Raw genomic sequence first — 26,983 nt, forward strand, 5'->3', positions numbered from 1 at the left:
AGGGAGAGCACCGTGAACGCATTCACTCCGGACGCCGCGCTCGCGCGCGACGAGGACCAGGCCGCCGCGCTGATCGAGCGCGCGGCGCTGCTCGGCCGCGCGTTTGCCGCCCTGGCCGACGAGCATGACCGCAATGCCACCGCGCCGCTCGGGCAATTCCGCGCATTGCGCGAAGCGGGCCTGCTGCGCGCGAATATTGCACGCAGCGACGGTGGCTTCGGCGCGGGGCTCGCGGTGGCGCGTGCGATCGTCGCCGAAATCGCCTATGGCGATCCATCGGTCGCGCTCATTCTCTCGATGCACTACAGCCAGCACGCCATGATCGTGCACGACGCGCGCGAGCAAACGGGAAACTGGCCCGCAGCGCTCGCGCAGCGCCTCACGCGGGCGAGCGTGGAAGGCCGCGCGCTCGTCAACGCGGCCCAGGTCGAGCCCGCGCTTGGTTCGCCTTCGCACGGCGGCCTGCCAGACACGCTCGCGCGCCGCGAAGGCGCCTCGTGGCGCATCACGGGACACAAACTCTATGTGACGGGCGCACCCCTGCTCACGTGGATCAACGTGCTTGCACGTACCGACGAACCCGAGCCGCGTCTAGGCCATTTTCTCGTCCCCCGCGAGGCGGCGGGCGTGCGCATCGTAGAGACCTGGGACCCGCTCGGCATGCGGGCGAGCGCAAGCCACGACGTGGTGTTCACGGACGTGGCGATTGCCGTCGACGATGTCGTCGGCTTGAGACCGGCCCATCTCGGCGTGCAGCGCGATCCGCACGCCACGGCGTGGTACTTCAGTCTGGTCGGAACGGTCTACGACGGCGCGGCGCGCGCCGCGCGCGACTGGCTGCTTACTTTCCTCACCGGGCGCAAGCCTGCCGCGCTAGGCGGGGCGGCGCTCGCCACCGTTCCCATCGTGCAGGAAAGCATGGGACGCATCGAGATGCTGCTGGCGAGCAACGACTGGCTGCTGCGCACCCATGCCGACGCGATCGACGCAGGTACGGCGCCCGCCGAGTTGTCCGCCGTCGTCAAACATAACGTGGTGGACAATGCGATTCAGGCCGTGGATATCGCGCTCGAACTCGCGGGCAATCATGGGATCGCGCGGCACAATCCGCTCGAGCGCCATCACCGCAACGTGCAGTGCGCGCGCATTCACGCGCCGTCCAACAGCTTGTTGCGTACCATGGCGGCGCGCCGCGCGCTGGGCTTGTGAGCTGTGAGAAAGCCCCGGCGCGCGGGAGCGGCCGGGGCTGATGAAAAATCGTCACGCTAAACGATGCCTGGCGCTGCCGCTTCGAGCACGTTCACGCGCTTCGGAATCAGCTTGAGGTCGAAGAAGGTATTGGCGATCTGCTGCTGCTCGGCGAGGATGGCTTTCGTGATCGGCCCCGTGCCGAACTGCGCGCGCCCGATCGCCTCGCTGACCACGTCGTTCGGCAAGCCCCATACTTGCGCAAGCTGCGTGGCGAGCGCGGCCCGGTTGGCCTGCCCCCACTGATCGATCTGGCTCAATTCGTCGATGAGGATCTTGATGACATCCGGGTTCTGTTTTGCGTAGCTGAGCGACGAAAAATAGTAGGCGCGGTTGCCGACCACGCCGCTCGCATCGGCGAGAATGCGCGCATCGAGGGTCTTTTGCGCGGCGGCGAGAAACGGATCCCAGATTACCCACGCATCGATGGCGCCGCGCTCGAACGCCGCGCGCGCGTCCGCGGGCGCCAGGAACACGACTTTCACGTCACCATACTGAATGTTGTGCGCCTGCAGCAGCTTGACGAGGAAATAATGGACGTTGCTGCCGCGATTGAGCGCGATGGTCTTGCCCTTGAGATCAGTCACGCTGCGAATGGCCGAGGCGTGCGGCACGAGCACCGCTTCCGCCTGCGGCCGCGGCACCGTGGCCGCGACATAAGCGAGCGGCGCACCGGCCGCCTGCGCGAAGATGGGCGGCGCCTCGCCCACGTCGCCAAAGTCGATCGAGCCTACGTTGAGGGCTTCGAGTTGCACCGGGCCTGCATCGAACTCTGTCCATGTGACCGCGACGCCGAGGGGAGCAAGCCGTTTCTCCAGCGTTCCGCGTCCTTTCAGCAAACTCAGATAACCTTTCTGATTGCCTACGCGCAACGTACGCGATGCGCTGGCCGCGCGCGCGGGAAGCGCGCCGAGCACCGGCAACGCGGCGAGCGCAGCGGCTCCGGCTGAGATTCGAATGAAGTTGCGGCGTGCGTTCATGCGTGGCTGCCTCGGCAATAGATAGAAAGAAGCCAATGTTATAAGCCGCGCGGCAGCGTGAAAACCATCGAATCCTGCGCTTCTAATTCCCGCTAAAGATAACCACGCCGCCTCGTAATCCCTGCGCGTGGCCGATATGTAAATCTCGATTAAATATTGGCCGTCCGCAAAGGGCCCAACCATAATCGGCCTTTCCAAACCATCAAGTCACACATCATGCGACATCGATTAGTTATCCAAACGTTATTCTCCATTATCACGCTGTTTGCGCTGCCATCGCCGGCTGCCCACGCCGCCGAAAATGCCGCGCACGTGCTGCGAGTCGGCTTTGTTCCCGGACCGTATGCCGACGAATTCCGGGAAGGCGTCGAGCCACAACTCAAGCGCAAGGGTTACACCATCCAGTACGTGAACTTCAGCACTGGGCTTGAAGCGAACCAGGCTGTGTGGCACGGCGAAATCGCCGCCGACGTGATGCAGCACAGCGTCTATCTGAAGGCATACAACGACCGGAACGGCACCGACCTTGTCAGCGTCGTGCAAGTGCCGACGCCCCCCATGGGCCTCTACTCGACCCGCCACCATTCGCTCTCCGAGGTGAAGGCCGGCGCAACGGTCGCTGTGCCAAACGACCCCGTCAACCTCGAACGCGCGCTCAAGATTCTTCAAGAGATTGGCTGGATCCGCATTCGCGAGAATCCCAATCCCGTGGATGTTTCGGAGCGTGACGTGGTCGCCAATCCCGCCGGCATTCGCATCGTCCCGCTCGAAACCGCACAGGCGCCGCGTGCGCTCGAAGACGTCGATTTCGCAGCCATCCAGGGCAACTTCGCCATTTCCAGCGGGCACCGTCTGACCGAAGCACTGGCACTCGAGCAAATGCGCACACCTTACGTGAATCAAGTGGTCGTCAAATCGGCGAACCGTAATTCGCAGGAAACGGCCGATATCGTCGCGGCCTATCGTTCAGATGAATTCCGCGCGGCAATCCTGCGCAATCCGACCTACCGGGGCTATCGCCTGCCCGACTACTTCCCGCATTAACTCTTTCGATGTTTCCGATGCCTTAGCCTCGACCACGGCTTGACAAGCCCACAACCATGAAAAAAACACTTCTCGCGCTCACTACCATCGCACTGTCGCCCGTCGCCGCCTATGCCCAAAGCAGCGTGACGCTCTACGGGATCGTCACGGGCAACGTGACGTACACGAACAACGTTCAGACGGCGGCAACGCCTGCCGGTGGCAAGCCCACAGGCGGCGGGCAGGTCGCCCAGTTCGACAGCGGCACCTCGGGCCCGAGTTCGAGCCGCTGGGGCCTGAAAGGCATCGAAGATCTGGGCGGCAGCGTGAAGACGCTGTTCGTGCTCGAAAGCGGCTTCAGCGTCAGCAATGGCACGCTCGGCCAGGGCGGCACCCTGTTCGGCCGTCAGGCCTGGATCGGGGTCACCGCGCCCAACTACGGTACCGCATCGCTCGGGCGTCAGTCGGACGCCGCGGTGGATTATGTGTCGCCGCTGCTCTATGCCTGGTACTTCGGCAACCTCGCGATCCATCCGGCCGACTATGACAATCTGAATTTCACGCACCGCATCAACAACGCGATCAAGTACAGTTCGGACTCCTTTGGAGGATTCCGGTTCGGCGCGCTGTACAGCCTGGGCGGAATAGCCGGCAACTTCACGCAGAATCAGTATTGGTCCGCGGGCTTCAGCTATACCGGGCCGAGCGTTGCCGTCGCGGCATCGATCATCAACGCGCGCAATCCGAACACTTCGCTCTATGGCACCAATGCGAATGCGAGTGCCACCGGCAACAATCTCGGCTCCGCCGGGTCCGCCACGACGCCGGCATCGAACCCGTCCATCTCGGGATTCGCGTCCGCCCGCACGCAACAGACGGTCGCCGTGGCCTCGACCTGGACGATCGGCTCCGCCATCCTGGGCCTCGCCTGGTCGAACACGCAATACCGCGATCTCGGCGCCACTGCCGCGCTGAACACGCAGAACTACCATGGCACGGCCTCGTTCAATACGGTGGGGGCGAGCGTGCGCTACCAGGTCACGCCCTTCCTGCGCGTCGGCACCTCGTTCGATTACACGAACGGCGGCAACTTGAACGGTACAGGCGGCGCGCGCTACGAGCAGTGGAATCTGGGCACCGGCTACTCGCTCTCGAAAGCCACCGAGCTGTATGTGACGGCTGCCTACCAGCATGCGAGCGGGGTCGATTCGTGGGGCCGCCAGGCAGTCGCGGACATCGGCTATCTCTCGCCCTCGACAACCTCGAACCAGGTTGCGGTGTCGGCCGGCATCAAGCACCTGTTCTAACCCGCATTACGGGCCGCCGCCGGGTCATTCTTCCGCGGCGGCCGATCGTCCAGCCAGTTGGACAAAGAGGCGTTCCTTTGGACGCGCACGCGCATCCGCCCTACGATGCGTGTCGCCACGCTCAATCCGGAACGCCCGCCATGTCCTCAACATCCGCTTATCTCCCGCACGATCTCGATAGCGCGCTGCTCGTCGGCCGTGTCTGGCGGCCCACGCCGGAGGGTGACGGGCCGTGCGTCGTCGTGGTGCGCGGCGGCATGGTCTTCGATATTTCGCAGGTGGCCCCCACCACGGCCGACTTGTTCGAATACGACGATCTGCTCGATGTCGTGCGGCATACGCCAGGCGAGCCGCTGGGCACGGCCGAGGCGCTGCTCGAACACAGCTTCGCGGGCGATCGCCCCGCGGATCGCCCCTGGCTGCTCGCGCCCTGTGATCTGCAGGCCATCAAGGCGTGTGGCGTGACGTTCGCCGTGAGTCTTCTGGAACGCGTGATCGAAGAACAGGCCGGTGGCGATTCCGCCAAAGCCCAGGACGTGCGCACCGAAATCACGAAGCTGATCGGCGCCGATCTTTCGAAAATCAAGCCGGGGTCCGAGGCCGCGATCAAGCTGAAGGAAGAACTTCAGCGCCGTGGTGCGTGGTCGCAATACATGGAAGTCGGTATTGGGCCGGACGCCGAGGTGTTCTCGAAGTCCCAGCCGATGTCCTCCGTGGGCTTCGGCGCCGATATCGGCCTGCATCCCGCCTCGGCGTGGAATAACCCCGAGCCCGAGGTCGTGCTCGCGGTCAACAGCCGCGGCGAGGTGGTCGGGGCGACGCTCGGCAACGACGTCAATTTGCGCGACATCGAAGGCCGCTCGGCCCTGCTGCTCGGCAAATGCAAGGACAACAACGGCTCGTGCGCGATCGGACCGTTCATTCGTCTGTTGGATGAAGGCTTCACGCTCGACACGGTTCGTACCACCAGCGTCTCTCTGCGCGTGGAAGGCGTCGACGACAACTTCCTGCTCGAAGGCGTGAGCCACATGCAGGAAATCAGCCGCGATCCTCTCGACCTCGTTTCGCAGGCATGGGGCCGCCACCATCAGTATCCGGACGGTTTCATGCTGTTCCTCGGCACGATGTTCTCGCCGATCAAGGACCGCGACGCGCCCGGCGGCGGCTTCACGCATCACCTCGGCGACCGGGTCACGATCAGCGCGCCGCCGCTTGGCGCCATCGTCAACACCGTGCGCCTTTGCACCGAAATCGAACCGTGGACGTTCGGCGTGCGCGCTCTTTATACCAATCTCGCCGAGCGCGGTCTTTTTTAATCTGGAGTGAATTCGGAATGCAGACAGAAAACAACGCGTCTTTCGCGCGTATCGACGAAGCCGCCGCGCTCGCGCGTGAAGCACAGGCCCTTTACGGCGCGGCTGCGCGTGCCGTGCGCAGCGCCCTGCTGCGCGGCCTCGCCGACGCGCTCGAACGCGACGCCGCGCAGCTCGTCGCCATTGCGGACGAAGAAACGTCGCTTGGCGCCGCGCGTTTGAATGGCGAACTCGCGCGCACCGCGTTTCAACTGCGCGGCTTTGCCGAGCGCGTGGAAGCAGGCATCGCCAATCGCCACGTCGACGACGCGGCCGTTCCCGGCGCGCCGCCAGCAGGCCGCCCGCACCTCACGCGCGTGCAACTGCCGCTCGGGCCGGTGGCGATGTTCTCGGCGAGCAATTTCCCGTTCGCGTTCTCGGTGCTCGGCGGCGATACGGCCTCGGCACTCGCCGCGGGTTGCACGGTGATCGTCAAGCCGCACTCGGGCCATCCCGAACTGTCGCGCCGCGTGCATGCGCTCGCCGCGCGTGTGCTGCGCGAACAAGGCCTGCCCGAAGGCGTGATTGCGTTCGTCGATCAGGCGTCGCGCGAAGCGGCCGTGCATCTCGTCGGTCACGCCGATGTCGCGGCGGTGGCGTTCACGGGTTCGTATCAGGGCGGCGTGGCCCTGTGGCGCGCGGCCAATGCGCGTCGCCGGCCGATTCCGTTTTATGGGGAACTCGGCTCGATCAATCCGCTCGTCGTGCTGCCGCAAGCCCTTGCGGAAGGCGTCGATACGCCCGCCGCCACCCTCGCCGCTTCGATCACGATGGGCTGCGGCCAGTTCTGCACGAGCCCCGGGTTGATCGTCGTGCGCGACGACGCCGACGGCGAGCGCTTCGCCCAGGCGCTGGCGCAAGCGTTGTCCGCGCAAAAGCCGCATGCCATGCTCACGTCCGCCATGCGCCGCGGCTTCGAAAGCGCCGCTGCGCATATCGCGAGCCAGGCGGGCGTGCGCGTGCGTCTGGCCGCACCGGCAGACGACGACCAATCCGCAGCGCCCGCGCCGCGTCTGTTCGAAACCGACGCGCAGACGTTCATCGCCAACGTAGCGCTGCACGAAGAGATGTTCGGTCCGGCCGCGCTGATCGTGAAGGTGCGTGACGAAGCGCAGACGCTCGACGTGCTCGCCGCGGTCGAAGGTTCGCTCACGGTCACGCTGTGGGGCGCGCAAGCCGATACGCCGGAAAATCGTGCGCTCGCAGTCGCTGCGCAACGTATCGCAGGTCGCGTGCTGTTCGGCGGCGTGCCGACGGGCGTTGCCGTGTGCGATGCGCAGCAGCATGGCGGCCCGTGGCCCGCTTCGACGCAGCCGCAAACCACCTCGGTCGGTTATGCGGCCATCGAGCGCTTCCTGCGCCCCGTTGCGTTGCAGGATGCGCCGCAATGGGCGATTGCCGCGACGAGCGGAATGGCATCGGCATAAGGCAAGGCGTAACACGCACGATTGAAGCGGTAAAAAAAGCGGAGACCGGATATTGAATCCGGTCTCCGCTTTTCACTTTCAGCATTGAGTTACTCGCTATCTGCAACCTGCCTGGGAACGGCAAGCACAGCAAGCGCCGCTGCGAGGCCCGCGCCCGCAAATGCGTAGAAGTTCCACGGCAGCGGCGCGCCCGCCTGTGCCAGCGCGCCGCCGATCAGCGGCCCGGCGATTGCGCCGAAACGCCCTATTCCCAGCGCCCAGCCAATGCCCGTCGCCCGGTTGCGGGGCGGATAGTAGCGCGTGATATACGCGCCAAGCAGCATCGTGTTGCCGATCGTGCCTACCCCGGCAATGCCCACGAGCACATAGGTTTGCAGCGTGCCATGGGCGAACGGCAGCGCGCACAGGCTGGCTGCGGCGAGCAGATAAAGCACGCTGACCACGCACTTCGAACCCAGGCGGTCGGCCACCGCGCCACCAAGCAGCGAGCCCAAAGCCGCGGTCGAATTGAGTACCACCAGCAATGCGAGGCTCGATCCGAGCGGGAAACCGGCCTTGCGCATGAGTTGCGGCAGCCAGGTGCTCAGGCCGTAGAGCAAAAGCAAGCCCATGAACATCGCGATCCAGAACGCCAGGGTGGCGCGCACGGTGGACGCGTCGAAGAGCGCGCGAATCGGCGCGGCTTTTTCAGCATTCATAGCGTGCACGGCCCGCGCCCCGGTTTCGTTCTCTAGCGCCGAATGTCGAATGCCGAGCGCTTGTGCAACGCCGCGTGCCTCTGCGATGCGGTTTCTCGCCAGCAGGAACTCCAGCGACTCCGGCAAATGTCGCGCCGTGAGCGCCACGAGGATGAGCGGCGCGGCGCCCACGCCGAACAGCAACCGCCAGCCGTGCGTCGGCAACCAGTTCATCGCGAGCAGCGCGACCAGAATGCCGCCCAGCGAATATCCCGTGTAAATCAAGGCATAGTTGAAAGAACGGCGCCCAGGCGGCGAGTATTCGACCGTGAGCGCCGCCGCGGTCGGCACGACGCCGCCAAGCCCGAGTCCGCCCACGATCCGCGCGACGACGAACCAGGCTGGCGTGGGCGCGAGCGCGGCGGCCGCCATCATCGCGGAAAAGAGCGCCGCACTGCCGAGCAGCATGCGGCGCCGGCCGATCATGTCGCTGAGCGTGCCCGCACCCATTGCGCCGATCATCATGCCCGCCAGCGAGCAGCTTGCGATCGCGCCGAGTTGCAGCGCCGACAAGGACCAGTCGGTGCCATGCGTGAGCATGGGCAGCACCGCCCCGTAAATCGCGACGTCATAGCCTTCGGCAAGGATCATCGCAAGGCAGATCGCGACGACTCGCACCGTCACGCGAGTGGGTATCGCAACGGAAGCGGAATCGAAGCGGTAGTCCGCTTCGCTTTGCGCGCGTTCCAGCGTGACCTCGGCGCTGCTTGATGACGACGTATTCATGGCGGCGTGTCCCCATTCTTTTTTATGTGAATCCGGCGATCAAACCGCCATGCACAGGTACTTGATGACGAGATAGTCATCGATGCCGTAGTGCGACCCCTCCCGGCCCAGACCCGATTGCTTGACGCCGCCGAACGGCGCGACCTCGTTCGAGATCAATCCGGTATTGATGCCCACCATGCCGTATTCGAGTTGCTCGGCCACGCGCCAGATACGGCCGATATCGCGGCTGTAGAAGTAGGCGGCGAGGCCGAACTCCGTGTCGTTGGCGAGCTTCACCACTTCTTCGTCGCTCGAGAAACGGAACAGCGGCGCGAGCGGGCCGAACGTCTCTTCTCTTGCTACATCCATTTGCGCGGTGACGCCGGTCAGCACCGTGGGCTCGAAGAAGCCTTGGCCGAGCGTGTGGCGCTTTCCGCCCGTGGCGAGCGTCGCGCCTTTGCCCACTGCATCGGCGATATGCGCTTCGACCTTTCTGACCGCTGCCTCGTTGATGAGCGGTCCGAGCGCGACGCCGCCCTCCGTACCGTGCCCGACCTTCAGCCCCTTAACGGCTGTCGCGAGCTTCGCGGCGAACGCGTCGTACACGCGCTCATGCACGTAGATGCGATTCGTACAGACGCACGTTTGCCCGTTGTTGCGGTACTTCGAGGCGATGGCGCCTTCCACCGCGGCATCGAGATCCGCGTCGTCGAACACGATGAACGGCGCGTTGCCGCCGAGTTCGAGCGTCACCTTCTTCACTGTGGGCGCGCTTTGCGCCATCAGCAATCTCCCGACGCCCGTCGAACCGGTAAACGACAGCTTGCGAACCACGGGACTGCTGGTCATCGCGCCGCCAATCGCCTTGGGATCGCCAGTGACGACGTTGAGCACGCCTCTGGGCACGCCGGCCCGCTCCGCCAGCACCGCCAATGCGAGCGCGGAGAACGGCGTGGCTTCTGCAGGTTTCACGACGATCGGGCAGCCTGCCGCGAGCGCCGGGCCCACCTTGCGGGTAATCATGGCCGTGGGGAAATTCCACGGCGTGATGGCGGCGCAAACGCCGATCGGCTCCTTGATGACAACGAGCCGCTTGTCCGAAGCGGGCGTCGCTAGCGTGTCGCCCGCCACGCGTTTGCCTTCTTCGGCGAACCACTCGATGAACGACGCGCCGTAGGCGATCTCGCCTTTCGCTTCCGCGAGCGGCTTGCCCTGTTCCGCGGTCAGGATCAGCGCGAGATCGTCGGCGTGCTCGATCATCAGGTCGTACCAGCGGCGCATGACTGCCGCACGCTCCTTGGCCGTGCGCACGCGCCACGCCGGCCACGCGGCATTGGCCGCCTCGATGGCTCGCGTCGTTTCGGCTTCTCCCATCAAAGGCACGCTGCCGAGCGACGCGCCCGTCGCCGGGTCGAACACGTCGAAGCTCGCGCCCGAGTCGGCCTTGCACCATTGCCCATCGATATAGGCTTGATGGCGCAACAGCGCCGCGTCTTTCAACAGGGTCTTCAATTCCACGTGACTTTCCTTCGATGCATAAAAAGTTGATGGCCCACTCAGGCAGAGCACGCCAATAGTCAGTACAGCCAGGCTGCGTTATCCTGCCTGGCGCCACGACGCGTGCTCGTGCCCCTCCGCCAGCAGCTGGCGCGCAATCTCGGCCACTCTGTCCACGTGCGCGATCGCGGCCTCGCGTGCGCCGGTCGCGTTGCCGGCTTGAATGGCGCTCAGGATGCGGTGCATTTCATCGACAGCCTGGCGGCCGCGGTCATCGGAAGCGATTGTCAGGGCCCGCAAGCGGTTGATGCGCGCCGTCAACGACTGCACGGTCTCCCAGGCCACGCGCTTTTGCCCGGCAATGAACATGCGCTCGTAGAAGGCCGTGGTGAGTGCTCGCACGGCATGATGGTCCTGCGCTTCGAAGGCCGCCTGGATCCGGTCGATGAAGCCGGCGAGATCCGCGACGATGCTCTCGTCAGCATGCTGCGCGCACGCCATGGCGGCTTCGCCTTCAAGGAGTGCGCGTATTTCGTAGATCTCCGCCGCCGTCTCGAAGTCGAGCACGGCGACGATCGGCCCCTGGTTCGGAATCGAGTCGACGAGACCCTCCGTTTCCAGATGCCGCAAAACTTCCCGCACAACGGTGCGGCTCACGCCGAGAATTTCGCACAGCGAGCGCTCGACCAGCCGCTCGCCTGGATGAAAGTGCGCCTCCAGAATGGCCGTGCGCATTTTTTCGAGCGCGAGTTCCCGCAAGGTGGCCGTGGGGCGTTCGACCCGCAGCGATGGCAGTGCGTCACTCATGACAGCCGCCATCACGCTTGCGCGAACAGGCGCACGTCGCGCGCGTCCCAGTCGACGAGCGCCTGCGTGCCGATCATGATCCCGCCGTCGTGGCGATGCGCCGCTGGCATGCGAATCGAGATCTCCTGCTGCCAGGGCGTGGCTACCGCGTAGTGCATGGCGTCGCCGAGATAGGTGACGTCGCGCACCGTTACGGGCAAGCCTGTCGTGCCGTTTGCGCCTTGCAGCGAGCTGAGGCGCATCTGCTCCGGGCGGATCATCAGCGTGCCGTCGTCGCCGGCGGCGAGTGACGGATTGAACGCGTCCGATGCGATTTCATGGCCATTCGGGAACACGCCGTTCATGCGGCCTTCGCTGGTCTTCGTCACCTTCACGGGCAGGAAATTCGAATTGCCGATGAAGCTCGCAACAAAGCGCGAAGCCGGGTTCGCGTAAAGCTCCTCGCCCGTGCCGACCTGCTCGATGCGGCCTTTGTTGAACACGGCGATGCGGTCGGAGAGGCGCAGCGCTTCCTCCTGGTCGTGCGTGACGTAGAGAATCGTCACGCCCGTCTCCTGGTGAATGCGGCGCAATTCGAGCTGGATTTCCTCGCGCAGCTTCTTGTCGAGCGCCGAGAGCGGTTCGTCCATCAGCAGCACGGGCGGATCGTAGGCCAGTGCGCGCGCAATCGCCACGCGTTGCTGTTGCCCGCCCGAGAGCTGTGCGGGCATGCGGTCGCGGCACTCGGAAAGATGCACGAGCTTGAGCATCTTTTCCACTTTCGCCTTGACTTCGGCTTCGGGGCGGCGGCGCACGCGCAGCGGAAACGCCACGTTCTCGCCCACCGTGAGATGCGGAAAGAGCGTATAGCGTTGAAACACCATGCCGATGTTGCGCTTGTTGGGCGCCACCGCCAGCAGCGGCTTGCCGTCGAGCAGCACGCGCCCTTCCGTGGGCTCCTGAAAGCCCGCGACGATATAGAGCGTCGTGCTCTTGCCCGACCCCGACGGTCCGAGGAAGGTCATGAATTCGCCCTTGCGCACATCGAGCGACACCTGGTCGATGGCGACGACGTCGTCGTAGGTCTTGCGCAGGCGCTGGATTTGGAGGAAAGCAGTCATGGCTTGTTTACCTCGATTAGCGGCCGCGGCGCACGAGAGCGCCCGCCAGCATCAATAACGTTGTCAACGCGACGAGCAGCGAAGACGCCGCTGCAACGACGGGCGTCAGGTCCTGGCGCAGCGTGGACCAGATCCGCACGGGCAGCGTCTGCAGCGTCGGGCTCGACATGAAGATGGACACGACCACCTCGTCCCACGATGCGAGGAACGAAAAGATCGCCGCGGCGTAGAGCCCGAGCCGGATGGCCGGCAGCGTGACCTTCAGCTTCACCATCAGCGGTGAGGCGCCGCAAATGAGCGCAGCGTCTTCCAGTGACGTGTCGAAACTCGCGAGCGAATTGCAGATCGAGATGATCGAGAACGGCAAGGCGATGATCAGGTGGCCGATCACGAAACCCGTCATCGTGCCGTTCATGCCGATGCGCAGGAAGAACGCATAGAGCGCGACGGCAAGCACCACGACCGGCAGCACCATCGGCGTGATGAAGAAGGCCTGCACCGCGCCGCGCCCGCGAAACTTGCCGCGTACGAGCGCAAGCGAAGCGAGAAAACCGATGGCGACGGAGAGCACCGTGACGATCACGGCGAGCTTCGCGCTCGTGAGCAGCGAGTCGATCCAGCCCGCATCGGTGAAGAGCTGCCGGTACCACTCGAGCGTCCAGCCCGGCGCTGGAAAGATGAGCCACTGCGAGTCGCCGAACGAAAGCGCGACGATAAAGACAATGGGCAGCAGGAGAAACAGCGCGACGGCCCCGCCCACGGCCAGCAACATCCAGCGCAGCGCGCCCAGGCGATCGAAATCGAGCAACATGTCAGCGCCCTCCGAGACTTGCGCGCGCGTTGCGCGTAAAGCGCAGTTGCAGCGCATAGAGCGAGAGCGTCACGGCGAGCAGCACGAATGCGGCGGCGCCGGCGAGGCCCCAGTTCAAGAGTTCCTGCACGAGCTGCGCGATGAGTTCCGCGAGCATCATGTACGAGGGTCCGCCCAGCAGCGCGGGCGTGACGAAGTAGCCCAGCGCCATCACGAACACCATGAGCGCGCCCGAGGCGACGCCCGGCATGGCGAGCGGCACGAGAATGCGCCAGAACGCCTGCCAGCGGCTCGCACCGCACACGGCGGCGGCGCGCAGCGTCGAAGGGTCGATGCTGCGCAGCGTGGCGTGCAGCGGCATCACGAGGAACGGCAGCATGATGTAGGTCATGCCGATCGTGACTCCCGTCAAGTTGTTGACGAGCGAGAGCGGCTCATGGATGACGCCGATCGCCATCAGCATGCGGTTGATCGGCCCCGTTTCCTGCAACAGCACCATCCACGCGAAGGTCCGTGCGAGCAGGTTGGTCCACATCGACAGCAGCAGGATCGCGAAGAACACGGCGCTGACCTTGCGCGGCGCGATGGCGAGCAGCCACGCCATCGGAAAGCCCACGAGCAGCGTGACGAGCGTCACGACCGTCGCCACGAGGAACGTATTGCCGAACACGCGCAAATACGTGGTCGAGCCGAGCAACTGCTGGTAGTTGTGCAGACCCGGCGTCGGCTCCAGCACGCTGCGCAGCAGCAGCGAGAGCACCGGCAGCAGGAAGAAGATCACGAGCAGCAGCATGGCGGGCGCCAGCAGCCGCATGCTGCGCCAGTCGCGCCGTTTGCGCGTGGCCGCCGCGGCCGGTTGCGCGACGGTACTCAATACGTTAGGCATGGTGTTTCCTTTTGAACCGGTTCGCGACGTCGGGACTCGCTTACTTCGATTGCCACGCGTACCAGCGCTTCGCAATCGCATCGCGGTTCTCGGCCCAGTACTTCATGTCGAGATTGATCTGCGATGCCTTGTATTGATCGGGCAGCGTCTTCGCCATGGCCGGCGACATCAGCGCGGCCGACTTCACGTTGATCGGCGCGTAACCGGTATCGGCCGCGAATTTGGCCTGGGCCTGCGGGCTCGTCGCTGCGGCGAGATACTTCATCGCCGCGTCGCGGTGCTTCGCGCCCTTCGGGATCACGAGCATGTCGGCGGCGGTGAGGTTCTGGTTCCACGAAATGCCGACGGGCACGCCGGTTTGCGCGAGCGCGTGCAGGCGGCCGTTCCAGAACATGCCGATCGGCGCCTCGCCCGATGCGAGCAGCTGCTGCGACTGCGCGCCGCCGCTCCACCACACGATGTCGCTCTTGATCGTGTCGAGCTTCTTGAACGCGCGGTCGAGGTCGAGCGGATAGAGCTTGTTGGGCGGCACGCCGTCGGCGAGCAGCGCGATTTCGAGCACGCCCGGCGCCGACCACTTGTAGAACGTGCGCTTGCCCGGGAAGCGCTTGGTGTCGAACAGGTCAGCCCAGGCTTGCGGCTGCCCGCCCGTGTATTTCGCCTTGTTGTAGCCGAGAACGAACGAGTAATAGAAGCTGCCCACCGCGGCCTGCGACGCGAAGCGCGGGTCCAGCTCGTCCTTCTTCACCACCGAATAGTCGATCGGCTCGATCAGTCCGGCCTTCTGCGCGGCATAGGCGAAGTCGCCCTCCACGTCCACGACGTCCCAGCTCACGTTGCCGCTGTCGACCATCGCCTTGAGCTTGCCGTAGTCGGTCGGGCCGTCCATCAGCACGGTGATGCCGCTCGCCTGCGTGAACGGCTGCGCCCAATCCTTCTGTTGCGACGATTGCGTGGTGCCGCCCCAGCTCGTGAAGACGATGGGGTCTGCGGCCAGTGCCGGTGCTGCGGCGAGTGTCGCTGCGCACGCAATGAACATCGGCGCGATAAACGAGGTGCTTCTGCTGCTCATGGCTATCTCCGGGGATACGGTTGGTTGTCGCTTCGTCAGGCCGGCTGCGGGAAGACCCGTCGGCTTCTTCATGGTTGTGTTCGGTGCCGTGCCGTCAATGCGCGAGGGCGAGCGGCTGCACGGTGCCGGCTTCGCTGTCGCCCACGTAGATGCCGAATGCGTCCTGCTTGCGTTCGCGCACATACCGTTCGAGCATCGAGCGCACGGCGTCGTCGCTCAATTCGTCCCAAGGAATCTGCGAGAGCGGCACGATGCGGATGCTGCTGTCGAGCCAGGGCGAGCCGTTGTGAATCACGCGGCCGCGGTAGTAGATATGCTCGCTCGGCCCTTTGCCGCTGCCGTCTTCGAACACGGCGAACAGAAAGTCGAGATGCGCGCGCAGGCCGAGCTTCGCGAGGACGCCGCGCAGGCTCGCCGCGTCGCTGGCCGGTTCGAGCTTGACGCCCGTCGGCAACGCCACGCCTTCGGGCGTGTCGATGAGCACGAGGCCGTCGCGATGCTCGAGAATCGCGCCCACTTTCGCGCGCACGCCGGCTGCAGCCAGCGCATCCTGCGAGAGACTGAAGTTCACGTACGCGCCGCGGCAGTAGCCAAGCGGCGTCGAACTCGTTTGCACGACGTCCACCACGCGGCCGATCAGGATGATGTGGTCGCCTGCGTCGACGACTTCATGCGTCGTGCAGTCGAAGCTCGCCGCCGCGCCGTCCATCACGGGCGCACCCGTTTTGCGCGCGCTCCAGGGCACTTGCGCGAACTTGTCGGCGGCCTTCGAGGCGAACACGCCCGAAACCTGCTGCTGGTCTTCGGCGAGCACGCTCACCGCGAAGCGGCCCGTTTGCGAGAACACCGCATAGCTCGACGCCGTCTTGGCGATGCACACCAGAATGAGCGGCGGGTCGAGCGACACCGAGGTGAACGAGTTGGCTGTGAAGCCGCGCGGCGATCCGTCGGGCTGGATCGTCGTGACGACGGTCACGCCCGTCACGAACGCGCCCAGCGCGCGGCGAAATTCGGCGATATCGAAAGCCGGTTGCGCGGGTTGGGCAGTCATCGGCTCAGCCATGGCGTTCTCCTGTGTTTGCTGCGGTATTGGCTGCCTGCGTCGCCGACGCAACGGCCAGGAACGCGAGCAGGCTTGCGTTGACGCGTTCCGGGTCGGTCACGTTCATCATGTGGCGCGCGTTCGCAATGACTTCCGCGCGGGCGCGCGGCGCGACGGACGCCATCGCGTGCGACATCTGCGCGCTCGAATTCGGATCGCACTCGCCGGTGAGAAAGAGCGCGGGTACCTCCAGATTCGCGAGACGGCCCACGTGCGCGGCGTCGGAAGATGCGAAAAGACGGTACGTGCGCGCGTAGCCCACGGGATCGACGGCGAGCAGCAGCGCACGCACCGCTTGCGCCGCCTGGGTCAGATGCCCCGGGATCGGGTGGCCGAACCAGCGCGAGAGCGTCGCGTCCACGCCGCTTGCGGCCGGCGCTTCGCCGAGACTCGCCGCGCGCGTCATCACCGCTTCGCGCTGCGCCGGCGTGCGGTCGTACACCGCGTTCAGCGCAACGACGCTCAACGTGCGCGGCGCATTGAGCAGCGCGAATTCGAGCGCGACGAGCGCGCCCATCGAATGCCCCACCACGTGCGCGCGCTCGACCTGGATGGCATCGAGCAGCGACTCGAGCTGCGCGGCGTATTCGTCGAGCGTGGGCTGTGCGCTCGGCAGCGCGCTCTCGCCGTGACCCAGCATGTCGTAGGCGACGACGCGAAACGATTCGGACAACGCATCGATCTGCGGCGCCCACACGCTCTGATTCATGCCGACGCCATGGATCAGCACCACGGTTTCGCACGCGGCGCTCGATTGCGGCGCGTACACGCTGTAGCACGTGCCCGCGGTTCGACCGCGCTGCGCGCGCGAGACGCCATGTTCGGAGGCGAAAGCAGGCTTCATGGAATTCAGGCTCCATCCGGCAACTCGGGCGATACGGAAAATCGCCGGAGTTCGCGTTCGATGAGATTATGGTATGCCATCTTATGGCCCACAACAAACTATTGCGTATTATGGAATACCATGAGATCGCTCGCGGGCGCGCTGGCACACTTTGGGCCGCGCGCGATCACCTGAATTGAGCAGACAAAAGAAAAGGCCGCCGGCATGTGCCGGCGGCCTTTTTTAGCTGGCGGGTCAGCTAAAGGGTCAGGCGTCGCTGAGCCCTTCGTTTTGTTGGGCAAGCGCCGAGAGCGCCAGCTCGGAGACTCGCTTGATATGCGCGAACGACGCCGCGGAGGCCGCTTCGCCGTCGCGCCGCTCGATGGCGTCGAGCAGCAGGTTCATTTCGCGATTGGAGTCGCCGCCACGCCCCGGCATCGCGATGGTCAACGCGCGTAAGCGGTTGATACGCGCGTTGAGCGTTTTGACGACCGTGAGCGACACCTGCTTGTTGGCGGCTTCGAACAGCGTTTCATAGAAGCGCTCGGTGTGCTCCACCACGCGCGGCAGGTCGCGCTTTTCGAACGCATCCTCGATGATCGCGCGGATCGCGCGCAGCTGCTGCACGACTTCGGGCGTGGCGTTCTCGGCGCAGGCCCGGGCAGCATTGGCTTCGAGCAATCCGCGCAACTCGTAGATCTCGCCCACTTGCGTGGGATCGAGCCGCGCCACGATCGGCCCCTGCCGCGCGACGGTCTCGACGAGCCCCTCGGTCTCGAGATGCCTAAGCACCTCGCGCACCACCGTGCGGCTCACGCCAAGCTCGTCGCACAGCGTGCGTTCGACGAGGCGCGTGCCCGGCCGGAAATACCCCTGGACTATCGCGCCGCGCAGTTTGTCGAGCGTGAGCTCACGCAGGGTCTTGGCATTGCGATCGATTTTGAGGTCTTGCATAGGCGGCAACAGGAGAAGGACGAAAGCCCGCGCACAAGGACGCGGACATGGAATGCCATATTATGACGCAACTGACGTCCAGCTTTCCTTCTGCCTGCGCTTTCGCCCCTTTTGCGCCCCGCCGCAACGGCCCGGTCAGTCCTCCAGCCCCTCGACGATCGAGATCTGCGCCACGCAATGGCCATCGCGCTTTGCCTTGGCCGCCTGATACTCCAGCGAGTGGTAGCAGTCGAGCGCCGTTTGCATGTCGGGGAACTGGATCACGACGTGCCGCGCAAACGGCTCGCCTTCCAGCACCTGCGCCGCACCACCGCGCGCGAGGAATACGGCGCCGAACTTCTTGAACGCCAGCGGCGCGATGTCCATGTAGTCCTTGTACTTCGCGGCGTCCAGCACGGTGACATGTGCAATCCAGTATGCAGTCATCTCTCCTCCTCGTTTTTCATCGTCGGATTCATCAAGAAAAAGCGGCAATCCCTTGGCAGACGGGGTTCACAGTGAGCTATCGGGTTAACACTCATGGCATGCCGTAACATGGTATACCAAAATGCTTCACACAATCAACGTACGAAGGAAGTTGCCATGAGCCTGATTCGCAAATCCATCCTCCATGTCGAGAACGTCTTCGTAGACGGCGACAAGGCCGCTGCGAAGCCGCTGAAAATGATCGGCGCGGTCGCGGTGATCAAGAACCCGTGGGCGGGCCGCGGTTACGTGGAAGACCTCTCGCCCGAGATTCGCGCAATCGCGCCGCAACTGAGCGAGCACCTCACGAAGCTCATCATCGACGAAGCCGGTTCGGGCGAAGCGGTCGAAGCGTTCGGCAAGAGCGCCATCGTGGGTCTTGCGGGCGAACTGGAGCATGCGTCCGCGCTCATCCACACCCTGCACTTCGGCAATATCTATCGCTCGGCGGTGGGCGCGAAGTCGTATCTCGCGTTCAACAACACGCGTGGCCCGGCCAATGCGCCGCTGCTCATCCCGATGATGGACAAGAACGACGAAGGCCGCCGCTCGCACTATCTCACGCTCCAGTTCTCGATTGCCGATGCACCGGCCGCCGACGAACTCGTGGTCGCTATTGGCGCCGCAACGGGTGGCCGCCCGCATCACCGCATTGGCGATCGCTACAAAGACCTCGCAGAGCTCGGAAATGACGTCAAGAACCCTGCAGCTGTCAAATAAGCGCGTCGCGCACTATCTGGAGCAAGGCGCGGGCGAACCGCTCGTGCTGATTCACGGCGTGGGCATGCAGGCGAGCGCGTGGTATCCGCAGATCGAAGACCTCTCGGCCGAATTCCGCGTGATCTCGGTCGACATGCCGGGCCACGGTCGAAGCGATGCGCTCGAAGCGGGCGCCGGCTTGCCGCAGTTCGTTGAGTGGGCAACCAGTTTCGTCGAGGCGCTGCACGTGGGTCCCGTCAATCTGGCGGGGCACTCGATGGGTTCGTTGATCGCGGCTGGCGTCGCGGTCACGCGTCCCGATCTGGTCAAGCGTGTGGCAGTCCTGAACGGTGTGTACCGGCGTACCGAAGCGGCGCGCGAAGCCGTGCTGCAGCGCGCCGCCGAGTTGCGCTCGGGCACCATCGACGTGGATACGCCGCTGCGACGCTGGTTCAACGCGGACGAAGCCCAGCAAGTGGCGGCGCAAAAGGTCGAGTCGTGGCTGAAGTCGGTGAACCTTGCGGGTTACGCGACGGCCTACACGGCGTTCGCGGGCGGCGACGACGTGTACGCCGACGGCTGGCAAACGATTCGCTGCCCTGCTCTCGTCCTGACCGGCGCCGACGATCCGAACTCGACGCCGGAGATGGCGAGACAGATGGCGCAAGCCGCGCACAACGGCACGGCCGTGGTGATCGAAAACGAACGCCACATGGTGAACCTCACCGCGCCCGACGAAGTCAATCGCGCGCTGCGTGCCTGGTTGCAGACGGAGCCGCAGGCGGAAAACCACGAAGTGGAAGTGTGAAATGAGCCAAGACACGAGCCAGGTAGTTAACCCGCAAGCCGCGAAGATCAACACGCGCGAGCTGCGCGACGCGTTCGGCGCGTTCATGACGGGCGTGACGATCGTGACGACCGCGACGGACGACGGCAAGCCGCTCGGCTTCACCGCCAATTCGTTTTCGTCCGTTTCGCTCGACCCCGCGCTGCTGCTGGTGAGCATTGCGAAGACGTCGAGCAATTACCAGACGTTTTCCACTGCGGGCCACTTCGCCATCAACATCCTCGCGGAAGGACAAAAGGATTTGTCCAACACGTTCGCGCGGCCGAGCGACGACCGCTTCGCCAACGTGAACTGGCAATTGAGCGCCAACCGCAACCCGCTCATTGGCGACGTCAGCGCCTGGTTCGACTGCACGACGCACGCCGTGATCGACGCGGGCGACCACGCGCTGATCGTCGGCCGGGTCGAGGCGTTTCATTCCGCGGGGTTCGCTGGCCTCGGCTACTATCGCGGCGGTTATTTCACGCCGGCCAGGGTATCGGCGGAAGTCATCGCGGGTCCGAAAGTCATCGTGAGCGCGATCATCGCGCGCGAGGACAAGGTGCTGCTCGTGAAAAACGCAGACGGCAAATGGGGCCTGCCTTCGAAAGAGATCGGCAAGGAAGGCGCCGACAAGGCGCTCGCCGAGATCTTCACGAAGTACCAGCCCGATGCATCGGCAAGCTTCATCTATTCGGTCTACAACAATACCGAAACCCATTACCAGTACATCTCGTTCCTGTGCAGCGCGCCGGATGAACTCGCCGCAGCGGGCGACGCCTCGGCACAATTCGTTAGTCTGGAAGACGTGCAAACGCAAGCGTTCCAGGACAGCGCACTTGCCAGCATGCTCCAGCGCTACCGCAAGGAAAGCGAACTGAAGAGCTACGGGATGTACTTCGGCGACCATAGCAACGGCACAGTCCGCCCGCTTCATTCCTGAAAGGTTCCATCATGCGATTCTCACTTTTCGTTCACATGGAGCGCGTCTCCGATCAGACCAGTCAGAAGCAGTTGTATGACGAAATGATCGAGCTGTGCCAGATCGCCGATCGCGGCGGCATGCATGCGATCTGGACCGGCGAGCACCACGCCATGGACTTCACGATCGCGCCCAATCCGTTCCTCAACATCGCGGACCTCGCCAACAAGACGAAGAACGTGAGGCTCGGCACGGGCACGGTCATTGCGCCCTTCTGGCACCCGATCAAGCTCGCCGGCGAAGCCGCGATGACCGACATCATCTCGAACGGCCGTCTGGATCTGGGCATTGCACGAGGCGCATACTCGTTCGAGTACGAACGCCTGATGCCGGGGCTCGACGCGTGGGGCGCGGGCCAACGCATGCGCGAACTCATTCCGGCCGTGAAAAAGCTGTGGGAAGGTGATTACGCGCACGAAGGCGAATTCTGGAAATTCCCCTCGACGACGTCGTCGCCGTTGCCGCTGCAGCGCCCACATCCGCCGATCTGGGTAGCCGCGCGCGATCCGAACAGCCACGAATTTGCCGTGTCCAACGGTTGCAACGTGCAAGTCACGCCGCTGCATTTCGGCGACGAAGAAGTCGAGAAGCTCGTCGGCCACTTCAACGCCGCGTGCGAGAAGTTCAGCAACGTGCCGCGCCCGCAGATCATGCTGCTGCGCCACACGTACGTGGCGAGCAGCGAGGACGACGCGCAGATCGCCGCCGACGAAGTGAACACGTTCTACAACTACTTCGGCGCGTGGTTCAAGAATGAGCGCCCTGTGAGCCGCGGCATGATCAAGCCCCTCACGAAGGAAGAGATCGCCGCTCACCCGTTCTATACGCCCGAGGCGATGCGCAAGAACAACGTCATCGGCGCGCCCGAGGAAGTGATCGGGCGTCTGCGGGCCTACGAGAAACTCGGCTTCGACGAGTACTCGTTCTGGATCGATACGGGCATGAGCTTCGAGCGCAAGAAGGCGTCACTCGAGCGCATGATCAACGACGTCATGCCTGCATTCAGGTAAGGGGCGGATTCCATGGACTTTCATTTTCAGCTGTATATCGACGGCCAGTTCGAACCGGGCGCCGCGACGTTCGACAGCGTGAACCCGGCCACGGGCAACGTGTGGGCGCAAATGCCCGAAGCGCGCACGGAGCAGGTCAACCGCGCCGTCGAAGCGGCCAACCGCGCGTTGACCGATTCCGCGTGGGCCGGCCTCACGGCCTCGGCGCGCGGCAAGCTGTTGCACAAGCTGGCCGGGCTCGTCGAAAAGGCTGCGCCGCGGCTCGCTGAAATTGAAACGAACGACACCGGCAAGATCATTCGCGAAACGTCGAGCCAGATCGCTTACGTGGCCGAATACTACCGCTACTACGCGGGAATCGCCGACAAGATCGAAGGCAGCCACATTCCCGTCGACAAGCCGGACATGCAGGTCTGGCTCGAACGGCAGCCCGTCGGCGTGGTCGCCGCCATCGTTCCATGGAACAGCCAGTTGTTTCTTTCCGCCGTGAAGGTCGGGCCGGCGCTCGCCGCCGGTTGCACGGTCGTTCTGAAGGCTTCCGAGGAAGCGCCCGGCCCGTTGCTCGAATTCGCGCGGCTCGTGCACGAGGCAGGATTTCCGCCGGGCGTCGTCAACGTGATCACCGGCTTCGGGCCGGAATGCGGCGCGGTGCTCAGCAGCCATCCCAGGGTGGACAAGGTGGCCTTCACGGGCGGCCCCGAAACCGCGCGGCATATCGTCAGGAACACCTCGAACAATCTTGCCAAGGTCTCGCTCGAACTGGGCGGCAAGTCGCCATTCATCGTGTTCGCCGATACCGATATCCAGAGCGCGGTGAATGCGCAAGTCGCGGCGATTTTTGCGGCAAGCGGCCAAAGCTGCGTGGCGGGCTCGCGTCTTTTGATCGAGGCATCCGTCAAGGACGAATTCCTCGCGTTGCTTGTCGAACGCGTCTCGCGCATTCGCGTGGGTTCGCCCAACGAGATGACGACGGAATACGGGCCGCTCTGCACCGAAAGGCAACTGCGCAACATCGAGAAGATCGTCGCGAGTTCCGTGAGCCAGGGGGCAAAGGTGCTCGCGGGCGGCAAGGCGCTGGGGCGCGACGGCTACTACTACGCGCCGACAATTCTGGACTGCTCGGGCGTGAGCAACGCGGACAGCATCACGACGGAGTTGTTCGGCCCCGTGCTTTCGGTGGATACGTTCGCTTCCGAACAGGAAGCCATCGAGAAGGCGAACAGCACCGCCTACGGACTCGCGGCGGGCATCTTCACCACCAACCTCACGCGGGCACATCGCGTTTCGCGGCGCGTGCGCTCGGGGATCGTCTGGATCAACACCTATCGGGCGGTGTCGCCGCTCGTGCCGTTCGGCGGTTTCGGGCTTTCCGGGCACGGCCGCGAGGGCGGCATGGCTGCCGCGCTCGAATACACGACGACGAAGTCCGTGTGGCTGCGCACCTCGGACGAACCGATCAGCGATCCGTTCGCGATGCGCTGATCCGTTCCCCGCTGCACCGCTTCAAAGCCGTTCCAAAGCCGTTCCAAAGCCGCTTCAAAGCCGTTCAAGGCCATGCCGCGCCACCTTCGTGGCGTGGCTCGGCCTGTGCAATAAAGATGGAGACACTATGAAAAACCCGGCGAACGACAACAGCGTTCTGACCATTGAAAGCAACTCGATCGAGTATGTCGCTCCCGAGCATCGGCATGGCAAGCCAGTCGATTTGTTCACGTTGTGGTTCTGCACGAATGTCGCGCCACTTGCGGTGATATCCGGTGCGACTTCGGTCCTGGTCTTTCACCTCGACGTGATGAGCGCGATTCTCGCCATCGTCGCCGGGCAATTCTTTGGCGCCATTTTTCACGCCCTCACCTCTGCGCAAGGCCCGCTCGTCGGCGTGCCGCAGATGATTCAAAGCCGCGCGCAATTCGGCCGCTATGGCTCGCTGCTCGTGGTCAGCTTCACCACACTGATCTATCTCGGCTTCTTCGTCTCGAACATCATCCTCGCGGGCAAGACGCTTCACACCGCCGCGCCCGCGGTGCCCGTGCCGGTAGGCACCGTGCTCGGCGCGATTCTCGCGACGCTCGTCGGCGTGATCGGCTATCACTTCATTCACCGCTTCAACAAGATTGGCGCGTGGTTCATGGGCGGCGCGCTCCTGATCGGCATGATCATGATGGCCCCCGGTCTTGACGCGCAAATCCTGCAGCAGGGTCATTTCGACGTGTCGAACTGGTTCGCGATGTTCGGGCTGTGCGCCGTCTGGCAAATCAGCTTCGCGCCCTACACGTCCGACTATTCGCGCTACCTGCCGACCTCGGCGGGCTTTGCGAAGACCTTTGCGTTCACGTATTTCGGCACCTCGCTCGGCACCATCTTCGCGTTTCTCTTTGGCGTGCTCGCGGTCAGCACCGGTCATTCCATCGACGCCATGCAAGCCATCCGCACGCAAACGGGCATGTTCGGCTATGTGCTGATCTTCCTCTTCCTGGTCAACATCATTGGCCACAACGGCATGAATCTGTATGGCGGGGTGCTGTCGTTCATTACCGCCGCACAGACCTTCCGCCCCGACTGGGTGCCTGGCCGCGCGGTGCGCATCGTCTTTTCGAGCGCGCTGCTGGTCGCCTCTACCGTCACGGCGTTGTGGGCCTCGAGCAATTTCATCGCGATCTTCCTGACGGCGATCTTTGCCATGCGCATCGTCCTCGCGCCGTGGGTCGCGATCAATCTGGTCGACTTTTATCTGATCAACCACCGGCGCTATCGCGTCGCGGAAATCGTGAGCAGCCACGGCGGCGTGTATGGCTCCTTCAACTTCAAGGCCATCGCGATTTATCTCTTCGGCATTGCGGTGCAGGTGCCGTTCATGGCGGAGAGCTTTTTCCACGGCCCGCTGGCGTCGATCGTCGGCGGCGCCGATGTCTCGTGGATGGTTGGCCTCGTCGCGACAGCGCTGACCTACTACGTGTTCGCTTCGAAAGACGGTTCGCGTACTCCCCGGCGCTCGCCGGTTGGGGCGGCGGTTTCCGAGTGAAGTGCGCCGCAGACGCGTAAAACGAAAAGGAAGAGCCTCGGCTCTTCCTTTTTCCCTGCACATGGCTCACACCGATATCAATCAGTTGTAAAGCACCGCCGCGATCTTCGGGTCGTTCATATTGGTCTTGTCGTACCAGTAAAAGCCCGTGTCGATTTTCTTGGGCAGTGTTTCGCCCTTCAACGCCTTCGCCGCGGAATCGACGACGCACTTGCCGATACCGACCGGGTTCTGCGTAATCGCGCCCGCCATCAGGCCGGACATGATGGCCTCCTTCTGCTCCTTGCCCGAGTCGAAGCCAATCAGCACCAGCTTCTTGCCCGACTCCTTCACGCCGATCGCCGCGCCTTCCGCCGAGCCTTCATTGGCGCCGAAAATGCCCTTGAGGTTCGGGTTCGCCTGAATCATGGCCTTGGCGATTTCCGCCGACTTCAGGTGGTCGCCCGCGCCGTACTGCACGGAAACGATCTTGATGCCCGTGTGCTTCGTCTTTATCTCGTTGACGAAGCCGTCGCGGCGGTCGATACCCGTGCGGCTCGTCTGGTCATGCACGATCACGCCGACTTCGCCGGAATTGCCGATCATCTCCGCCATCTTGTCGGCGGCGAGCGCGGCGGCGGCGAGGTTGTCCGTGGCGCAGGTCGTGAGCGGAATATCGCTGTCGACGCCCGAGTCGAACGCGATCACAGGGATCTTGCTGGACTGCGCGCGTTTGAGCAGCGGAACGGCGGCCTTGCTGTCGAGCGCGGCGATGCCGAGCGCCTGCGGTTTCTTGGCGAGCGCGGCCGAAAGCATGTCGATCTGCTTGTCGACCATGGCCTCGGTTTCAGGGCCTTCGAACGTGATCCTGACGTTGTTCGCCGTCGCCGATTGTTCCGCGCCGGATTTCACGGCCTGCCAGAACTGATGCTGAAAGCCCTTCGAAATGATCGGAATGTAGGGTTCCTCAGCATAGGCCAAGCTGGACGTGCCCACGAGCGCGCCCACTCCGATTACGGCACTGATCAGTTTTCTTTTCAACATGACATTTCTCCTCCTAAGGTGGGCCATAGACCTCCAGCCGTTGAGGGAGCCTTGTTTTACTCCCCGTTCTCTCCGTGCTTCTTCCGTCTCCTCTTCTAAGTCTTCTTGCGGCGCAGGATATCCGCGTAAACCGCGAGGATGATGATGAGACCCGTCACCACGATCTGCCATTCCTGTGCGACCGACATGATGCGCAAGCCATTGGTCAGCACACTCATGATGAACGCGCCGATGATGGTGCCGAGTATCGTGCCCGAGCCGCCGCTCAGCGACGTGCCGCCGATCACCACGGCCGCAATGGCTTCCAGCTCGTAGCCCTGGCCAAGTGCCGGTTGCGCCGAGTTCAGGCGCGAAGCGATCAAGAGTCCCGCAATGCCGCAAATCGCACCGCCAAGGCCATAAATGGCGATCTTCCAGCGATCGACATTCACGCCTGAAAGGCGCACGGCCTCTTCGTTGCTGCCGAGCGCGAACGTATAGCGTCCGAGCGCCGTTCGGTTCAGCGTGATCGAGCTCACAATGGCTAGCACGAACAGAATCAACACGGCGTTCGGTACGGGCACGCTGGGCAGAAAATAGCCGATCAGCGAGTCCTGCGAAATCATGTAGAAGTTTTCGGTGTCGGTGAAATAGATCGGCTTGTCGGACGAGACGACGAGCGAGAGCCCCTTGAGCAGCAGCATCATGCCCAGCGTGGCGATGAACGGCGGGATCTTCATCTTCGCCGTGAGCGTGCCGGAAATGGTGCCGCACACCGCCCCCGTGCCGATTGCCGCCAGTACGCCGATCCACATCGGCAAATGCCAGTAGGTCAGGAAAACGCCGCAAATCACCGCGGTAAAGGTCATCAGCGTGCCAACCGACAAATCGATGCCGCCCGTGATGATGACGAACGTGCTGGCAATGGCGAGCACGCCGTTCACGGCGGTGGCCTGCAGAATGCCGAGGATGTTGTCCATCTGCATGAAGGCAGGCGAAGCGAAGCTGAAAAAGATCAGCAGCAGGATCAGGCTCGCGAACGCGAGCATTTTCTGCAGCGCAGTGGGCGAGAAAATGCGCGCCTTGATGCCGGACGACCGTTTCTGGTCGGTCAGCGCCGCAGTATCCGATTGCATAGTCATG

The 26,983-nt window shown here is 63.9% G+C and carries 25 protein-coding genes; 11 read left to right on the plus strand and 14 right to left on the minus strand.

Going from position 1 to position 26,983, the window contains the following annotated elements:
• The first annotated feature begins 12 nt into the window (after positions 1-12).
• Entirely contained in the window at positions 13-1,209 is a 1,197-nt protein-coding gene (locus AB4Y43_RS20700) for an acyl-CoA dehydrogenase family protein (RefSeq protein ID WP_368728665.1), read from the plus strand.
• A gap of 56 nt (positions 1,210-1,265) precedes the next feature.
• On the opposite strand, the gene AB4Y43_RS20705 is transcribed toward AB4Y43_RS20700, so the two are convergent.
• On the minus strand, positions 1,266-2,228 hold the full coding sequence (locus tag AB4Y43_RS20705; protein ID WP_368605808.1) for a sulfonate ABC transporter substrate-binding protein: 963 nt from the start codon (positions 2,226-2,228) through the stop codon (positions 1,266-1,268).
• Between the two features lie 216 nt (positions 2,229-2,444).
• On the opposite strand from AB4Y43_RS20705, the gene AB4Y43_RS20710 reads away from it, so the two are divergent.
• From AB4Y43_RS20710 to AB4Y43_RS20725, 4 genes are all read left to right on the plus strand, one after another.
• On the plus strand, positions 2,445-3,272 hold the full coding sequence (locus AB4Y43_RS20710; protein WP_368728706.1) for a MetQ/NlpA family ABC transporter substrate-binding protein: 828 nt from the start codon (positions 2,445-2,447) through the stop codon (positions 3,270-3,272).
• Between the two features lie 56 nt (positions 3,273-3,328).
• Positions 3,329-4,558: a porin gene (locus tag AB4Y43_RS20715; protein ID WP_368619545.1), complete on the plus strand. Its 1,230-nt coding sequence runs from the start codon at positions 3,329-3,331 to the stop codon at positions 4,556-4,558.
• Positions 4,559-4,698: 140 nt separating this feature from the next.
• Positions 4,699-5,874, plus strand: coding sequence for a fumarylacetoacetate hydrolase family protein (locus AB4Y43_RS20720; protein ID WP_368728666.1), 1,176 nt, complete (start codon positions 4,699-4,701; stop codon positions 5,872-5,874).
• A gap of 17 nt (positions 5,875-5,891) precedes the next feature.
• Positions 5,892-7,337, plus strand: coding sequence for an aldehyde dehydrogenase (NADP(+)) (locus AB4Y43_RS20725; RefSeq protein WP_368728667.1), 1,446 nt, complete (start codon positions 5,892-5,894; stop codon positions 7,335-7,337).
• A gap of 89 nt (positions 7,338-7,426) precedes the next feature.
• On the opposite strand, the gene AB4Y43_RS20730 is transcribed toward AB4Y43_RS20725, so the two are convergent.
• The 11 genes from AB4Y43_RS20730 to AB4Y43_RS20780 form a co-directional block, all read right to left on the minus strand.
• A complete protein-coding gene (locus tag AB4Y43_RS20730) occupies positions 7,427-8,800 on the minus strand; it encodes an MFS transporter (RefSeq protein WP_368728668.1) in 1,374 nt (457 codons plus the stop codon).
• A 39-nt stretch (positions 8,801-8,839) separates the two neighbouring features.
• Positions 8,840-10,300, minus strand: coding sequence for an NAD-dependent succinate-semialdehyde dehydrogenase (locus AB4Y43_RS20735; RefSeq protein WP_368684854.1), 1,461 nt, complete (start codon positions 10,298-10,300; stop codon positions 8,840-8,842).
• 78 nt (positions 10,301-10,378) lie between these two features.
• A complete protein-coding gene (locus tag AB4Y43_RS20740; RefSeq protein ID WP_368728669.1) occupies positions 10,379-11,086 on the minus strand; it encodes a GntR family transcriptional regulator in 708 nt (235 codons plus the stop codon).
• Between the two features lie 11 nt (positions 11,087-11,097).
• Positions 11,098-12,186: an ABC transporter ATP-binding protein gene (locus tag AB4Y43_RS20745; protein WP_069268007.1), complete on the minus strand. Its 1,089-nt coding sequence runs from the start codon at positions 12,184-12,186 to the stop codon at positions 11,098-11,100.
• Positions 12,187-12,202: 16 nt separating this feature from the next.
• A complete protein-coding gene (locus AB4Y43_RS20750; RefSeq protein WP_368728670.1) occupies positions 12,203-12,997 on the minus strand; it encodes an ABC transporter permease in 795 nt (264 codons plus the stop codon).
• Between the two features lies 1 nt (position 12,998).
• Positions 12,999-13,883 carry an ABC transporter permease gene (locus AB4Y43_RS20755; protein ID WP_069268005.1) on the minus strand — a complete coding sequence of 295 codons (885 nt, stop codon included), beginning with the start codon at positions 13,881-13,883 and terminating at the stop codon, positions 12,999-13,001.
• Positions 13,884-13,923: 40 nt separating this feature from the next.
• A complete protein-coding gene (locus tag AB4Y43_RS20760) occupies positions 13,924-14,955 on the minus strand; it encodes a polyamine ABC transporter substrate-binding protein (RefSeq protein ID WP_368728671.1) in 1,032 nt (343 codons plus the stop codon).
• Between the two features lie 94 nt (positions 14,956-15,049).
• Positions 15,050-16,018, minus strand: coding sequence for a flavin reductase family protein (locus AB4Y43_RS20765; protein WP_342946176.1), 969 nt, complete (start codon positions 16,016-16,018; stop codon positions 15,050-15,052).
• A complete protein-coding gene (locus AB4Y43_RS20770; protein WP_342946177.1) occupies positions 16,011-16,901 on the minus strand; it encodes an alpha/beta fold hydrolase in 891 nt (296 codons plus the stop codon). The genes AB4Y43_RS20765 and AB4Y43_RS20770 overlap by 8 nt, the downstream gene beginning before the upstream one ends.
• A gap of 246 nt (positions 16,902-17,147) precedes the next feature.
• Positions 17,148-17,834, minus strand: a complete 687-nt coding sequence (locus AB4Y43_RS20775; protein WP_368619554.1) for a GntR family transcriptional regulator — start codon at positions 17,832-17,834, stop codon at positions 17,148-17,150.
• Positions 17,835-17,969: 135 nt separating this feature from the next.
• A complete protein-coding gene (locus AB4Y43_RS20780; RefSeq protein ID WP_368728672.1) occupies positions 17,970-18,260 on the minus strand; it encodes a DUF1330 domain-containing protein in 291 nt (96 codons plus the stop codon).
• Positions 18,261-18,416: 156 nt separating this feature from the next.
• Here AB4Y43_RS20780 and AB4Y43_RS20785 point away from each other — a divergent pair, with 156 nt between their 5' ends.
• The 6 genes from AB4Y43_RS20785 (at position 18,417) to AB4Y43_RS20810 (ending at position 24,838) form a co-directional block, all read left to right on the plus strand.
• The gene (locus tag AB4Y43_RS20785; protein WP_254315446.1) at positions 18,417-19,019 is read left to right on the plus strand and encodes an amino acid synthesis family protein; all 603 of its coding nucleotides are present in this window, start codon (positions 18,417-18,419) and stop codon (positions 19,017-19,019) included.
• Positions 18,988-19,806: an alpha/beta fold hydrolase gene (locus AB4Y43_RS20790; protein WP_368728673.1), complete on the plus strand. Its 819-nt coding sequence runs from the start codon at positions 18,988-18,990 to the stop codon at positions 19,804-19,806. Before AB4Y43_RS20785 ends, AB4Y43_RS20790 begins: the two co-directional genes overlap by 32 nt.
• A gap of 1 nt (position 19,807) precedes the next feature.
• Positions 19,808-20,767: a flavin reductase gene (locus tag AB4Y43_RS20795; RefSeq protein WP_069267997.1), complete on the plus strand. Its 960-nt coding sequence runs from the start codon at positions 19,808-19,810 to the stop codon at positions 20,765-20,767.
• Between the two features lie 11 nt (positions 20,768-20,778).
• Positions 20,779-21,816: an LLM class flavin-dependent oxidoreductase gene (locus AB4Y43_RS20800; protein WP_368728674.1), complete on the plus strand. Its 1,038-nt coding sequence runs from the start codon at positions 20,779-20,781 to the stop codon at positions 21,814-21,816.
• A gap of 12 nt (positions 21,817-21,828) precedes the next feature.
• Positions 21,829-23,298 carry an aldehyde dehydrogenase gene (locus tag AB4Y43_RS20805; RefSeq protein ID WP_368728675.1) on the plus strand — a complete coding sequence of 490 codons (1,470 nt, stop codon included), beginning with the start codon at positions 21,829-21,831 and terminating at the stop codon, positions 23,296-23,298.
• A gap of 127 nt (positions 23,299-23,425) precedes the next feature.
• On the plus strand, positions 23,426-24,838 hold the full coding sequence (locus AB4Y43_RS20810) for a cytosine permease (protein WP_368728676.1): 1,413 nt from the start codon (positions 23,426-23,428) through the stop codon (positions 24,836-24,838).
• A gap of 81 nt (positions 24,839-24,919) precedes the next feature.
• Here AB4Y43_RS20810 and AB4Y43_RS20815 read toward each other — a convergent pair whose 3' ends face one another.
• Positions 24,920-25,861 carry an ABC transporter substrate-binding protein gene (locus AB4Y43_RS20815; RefSeq protein ID WP_069267993.1) on the minus strand — a complete coding sequence of 314 codons (942 nt, stop codon included), beginning with the start codon at positions 25,859-25,861 and terminating at the stop codon, positions 24,920-24,922.
• A 95-nt stretch (positions 25,862-25,956) separates the two neighbouring features.
• A complete protein-coding gene (locus AB4Y43_RS20820; protein WP_069267992.1) occupies positions 25,957-26,982 on the minus strand; it encodes an ABC transporter permease in 1,026 nt (341 codons plus the stop codon).
• Position 26,983: the final 1 nt, after the last annotated feature.

The sequence above is a fragment of the Paraburkholderia sp. BR10872 genome (assembly GCF_040965835.1).
GTDB lineage: Bacteria > Pseudomonadota > Gammaproteobacteria > Burkholderiales > Burkholderiaceae > Paraburkholderia > Paraburkholderia nodosa_A.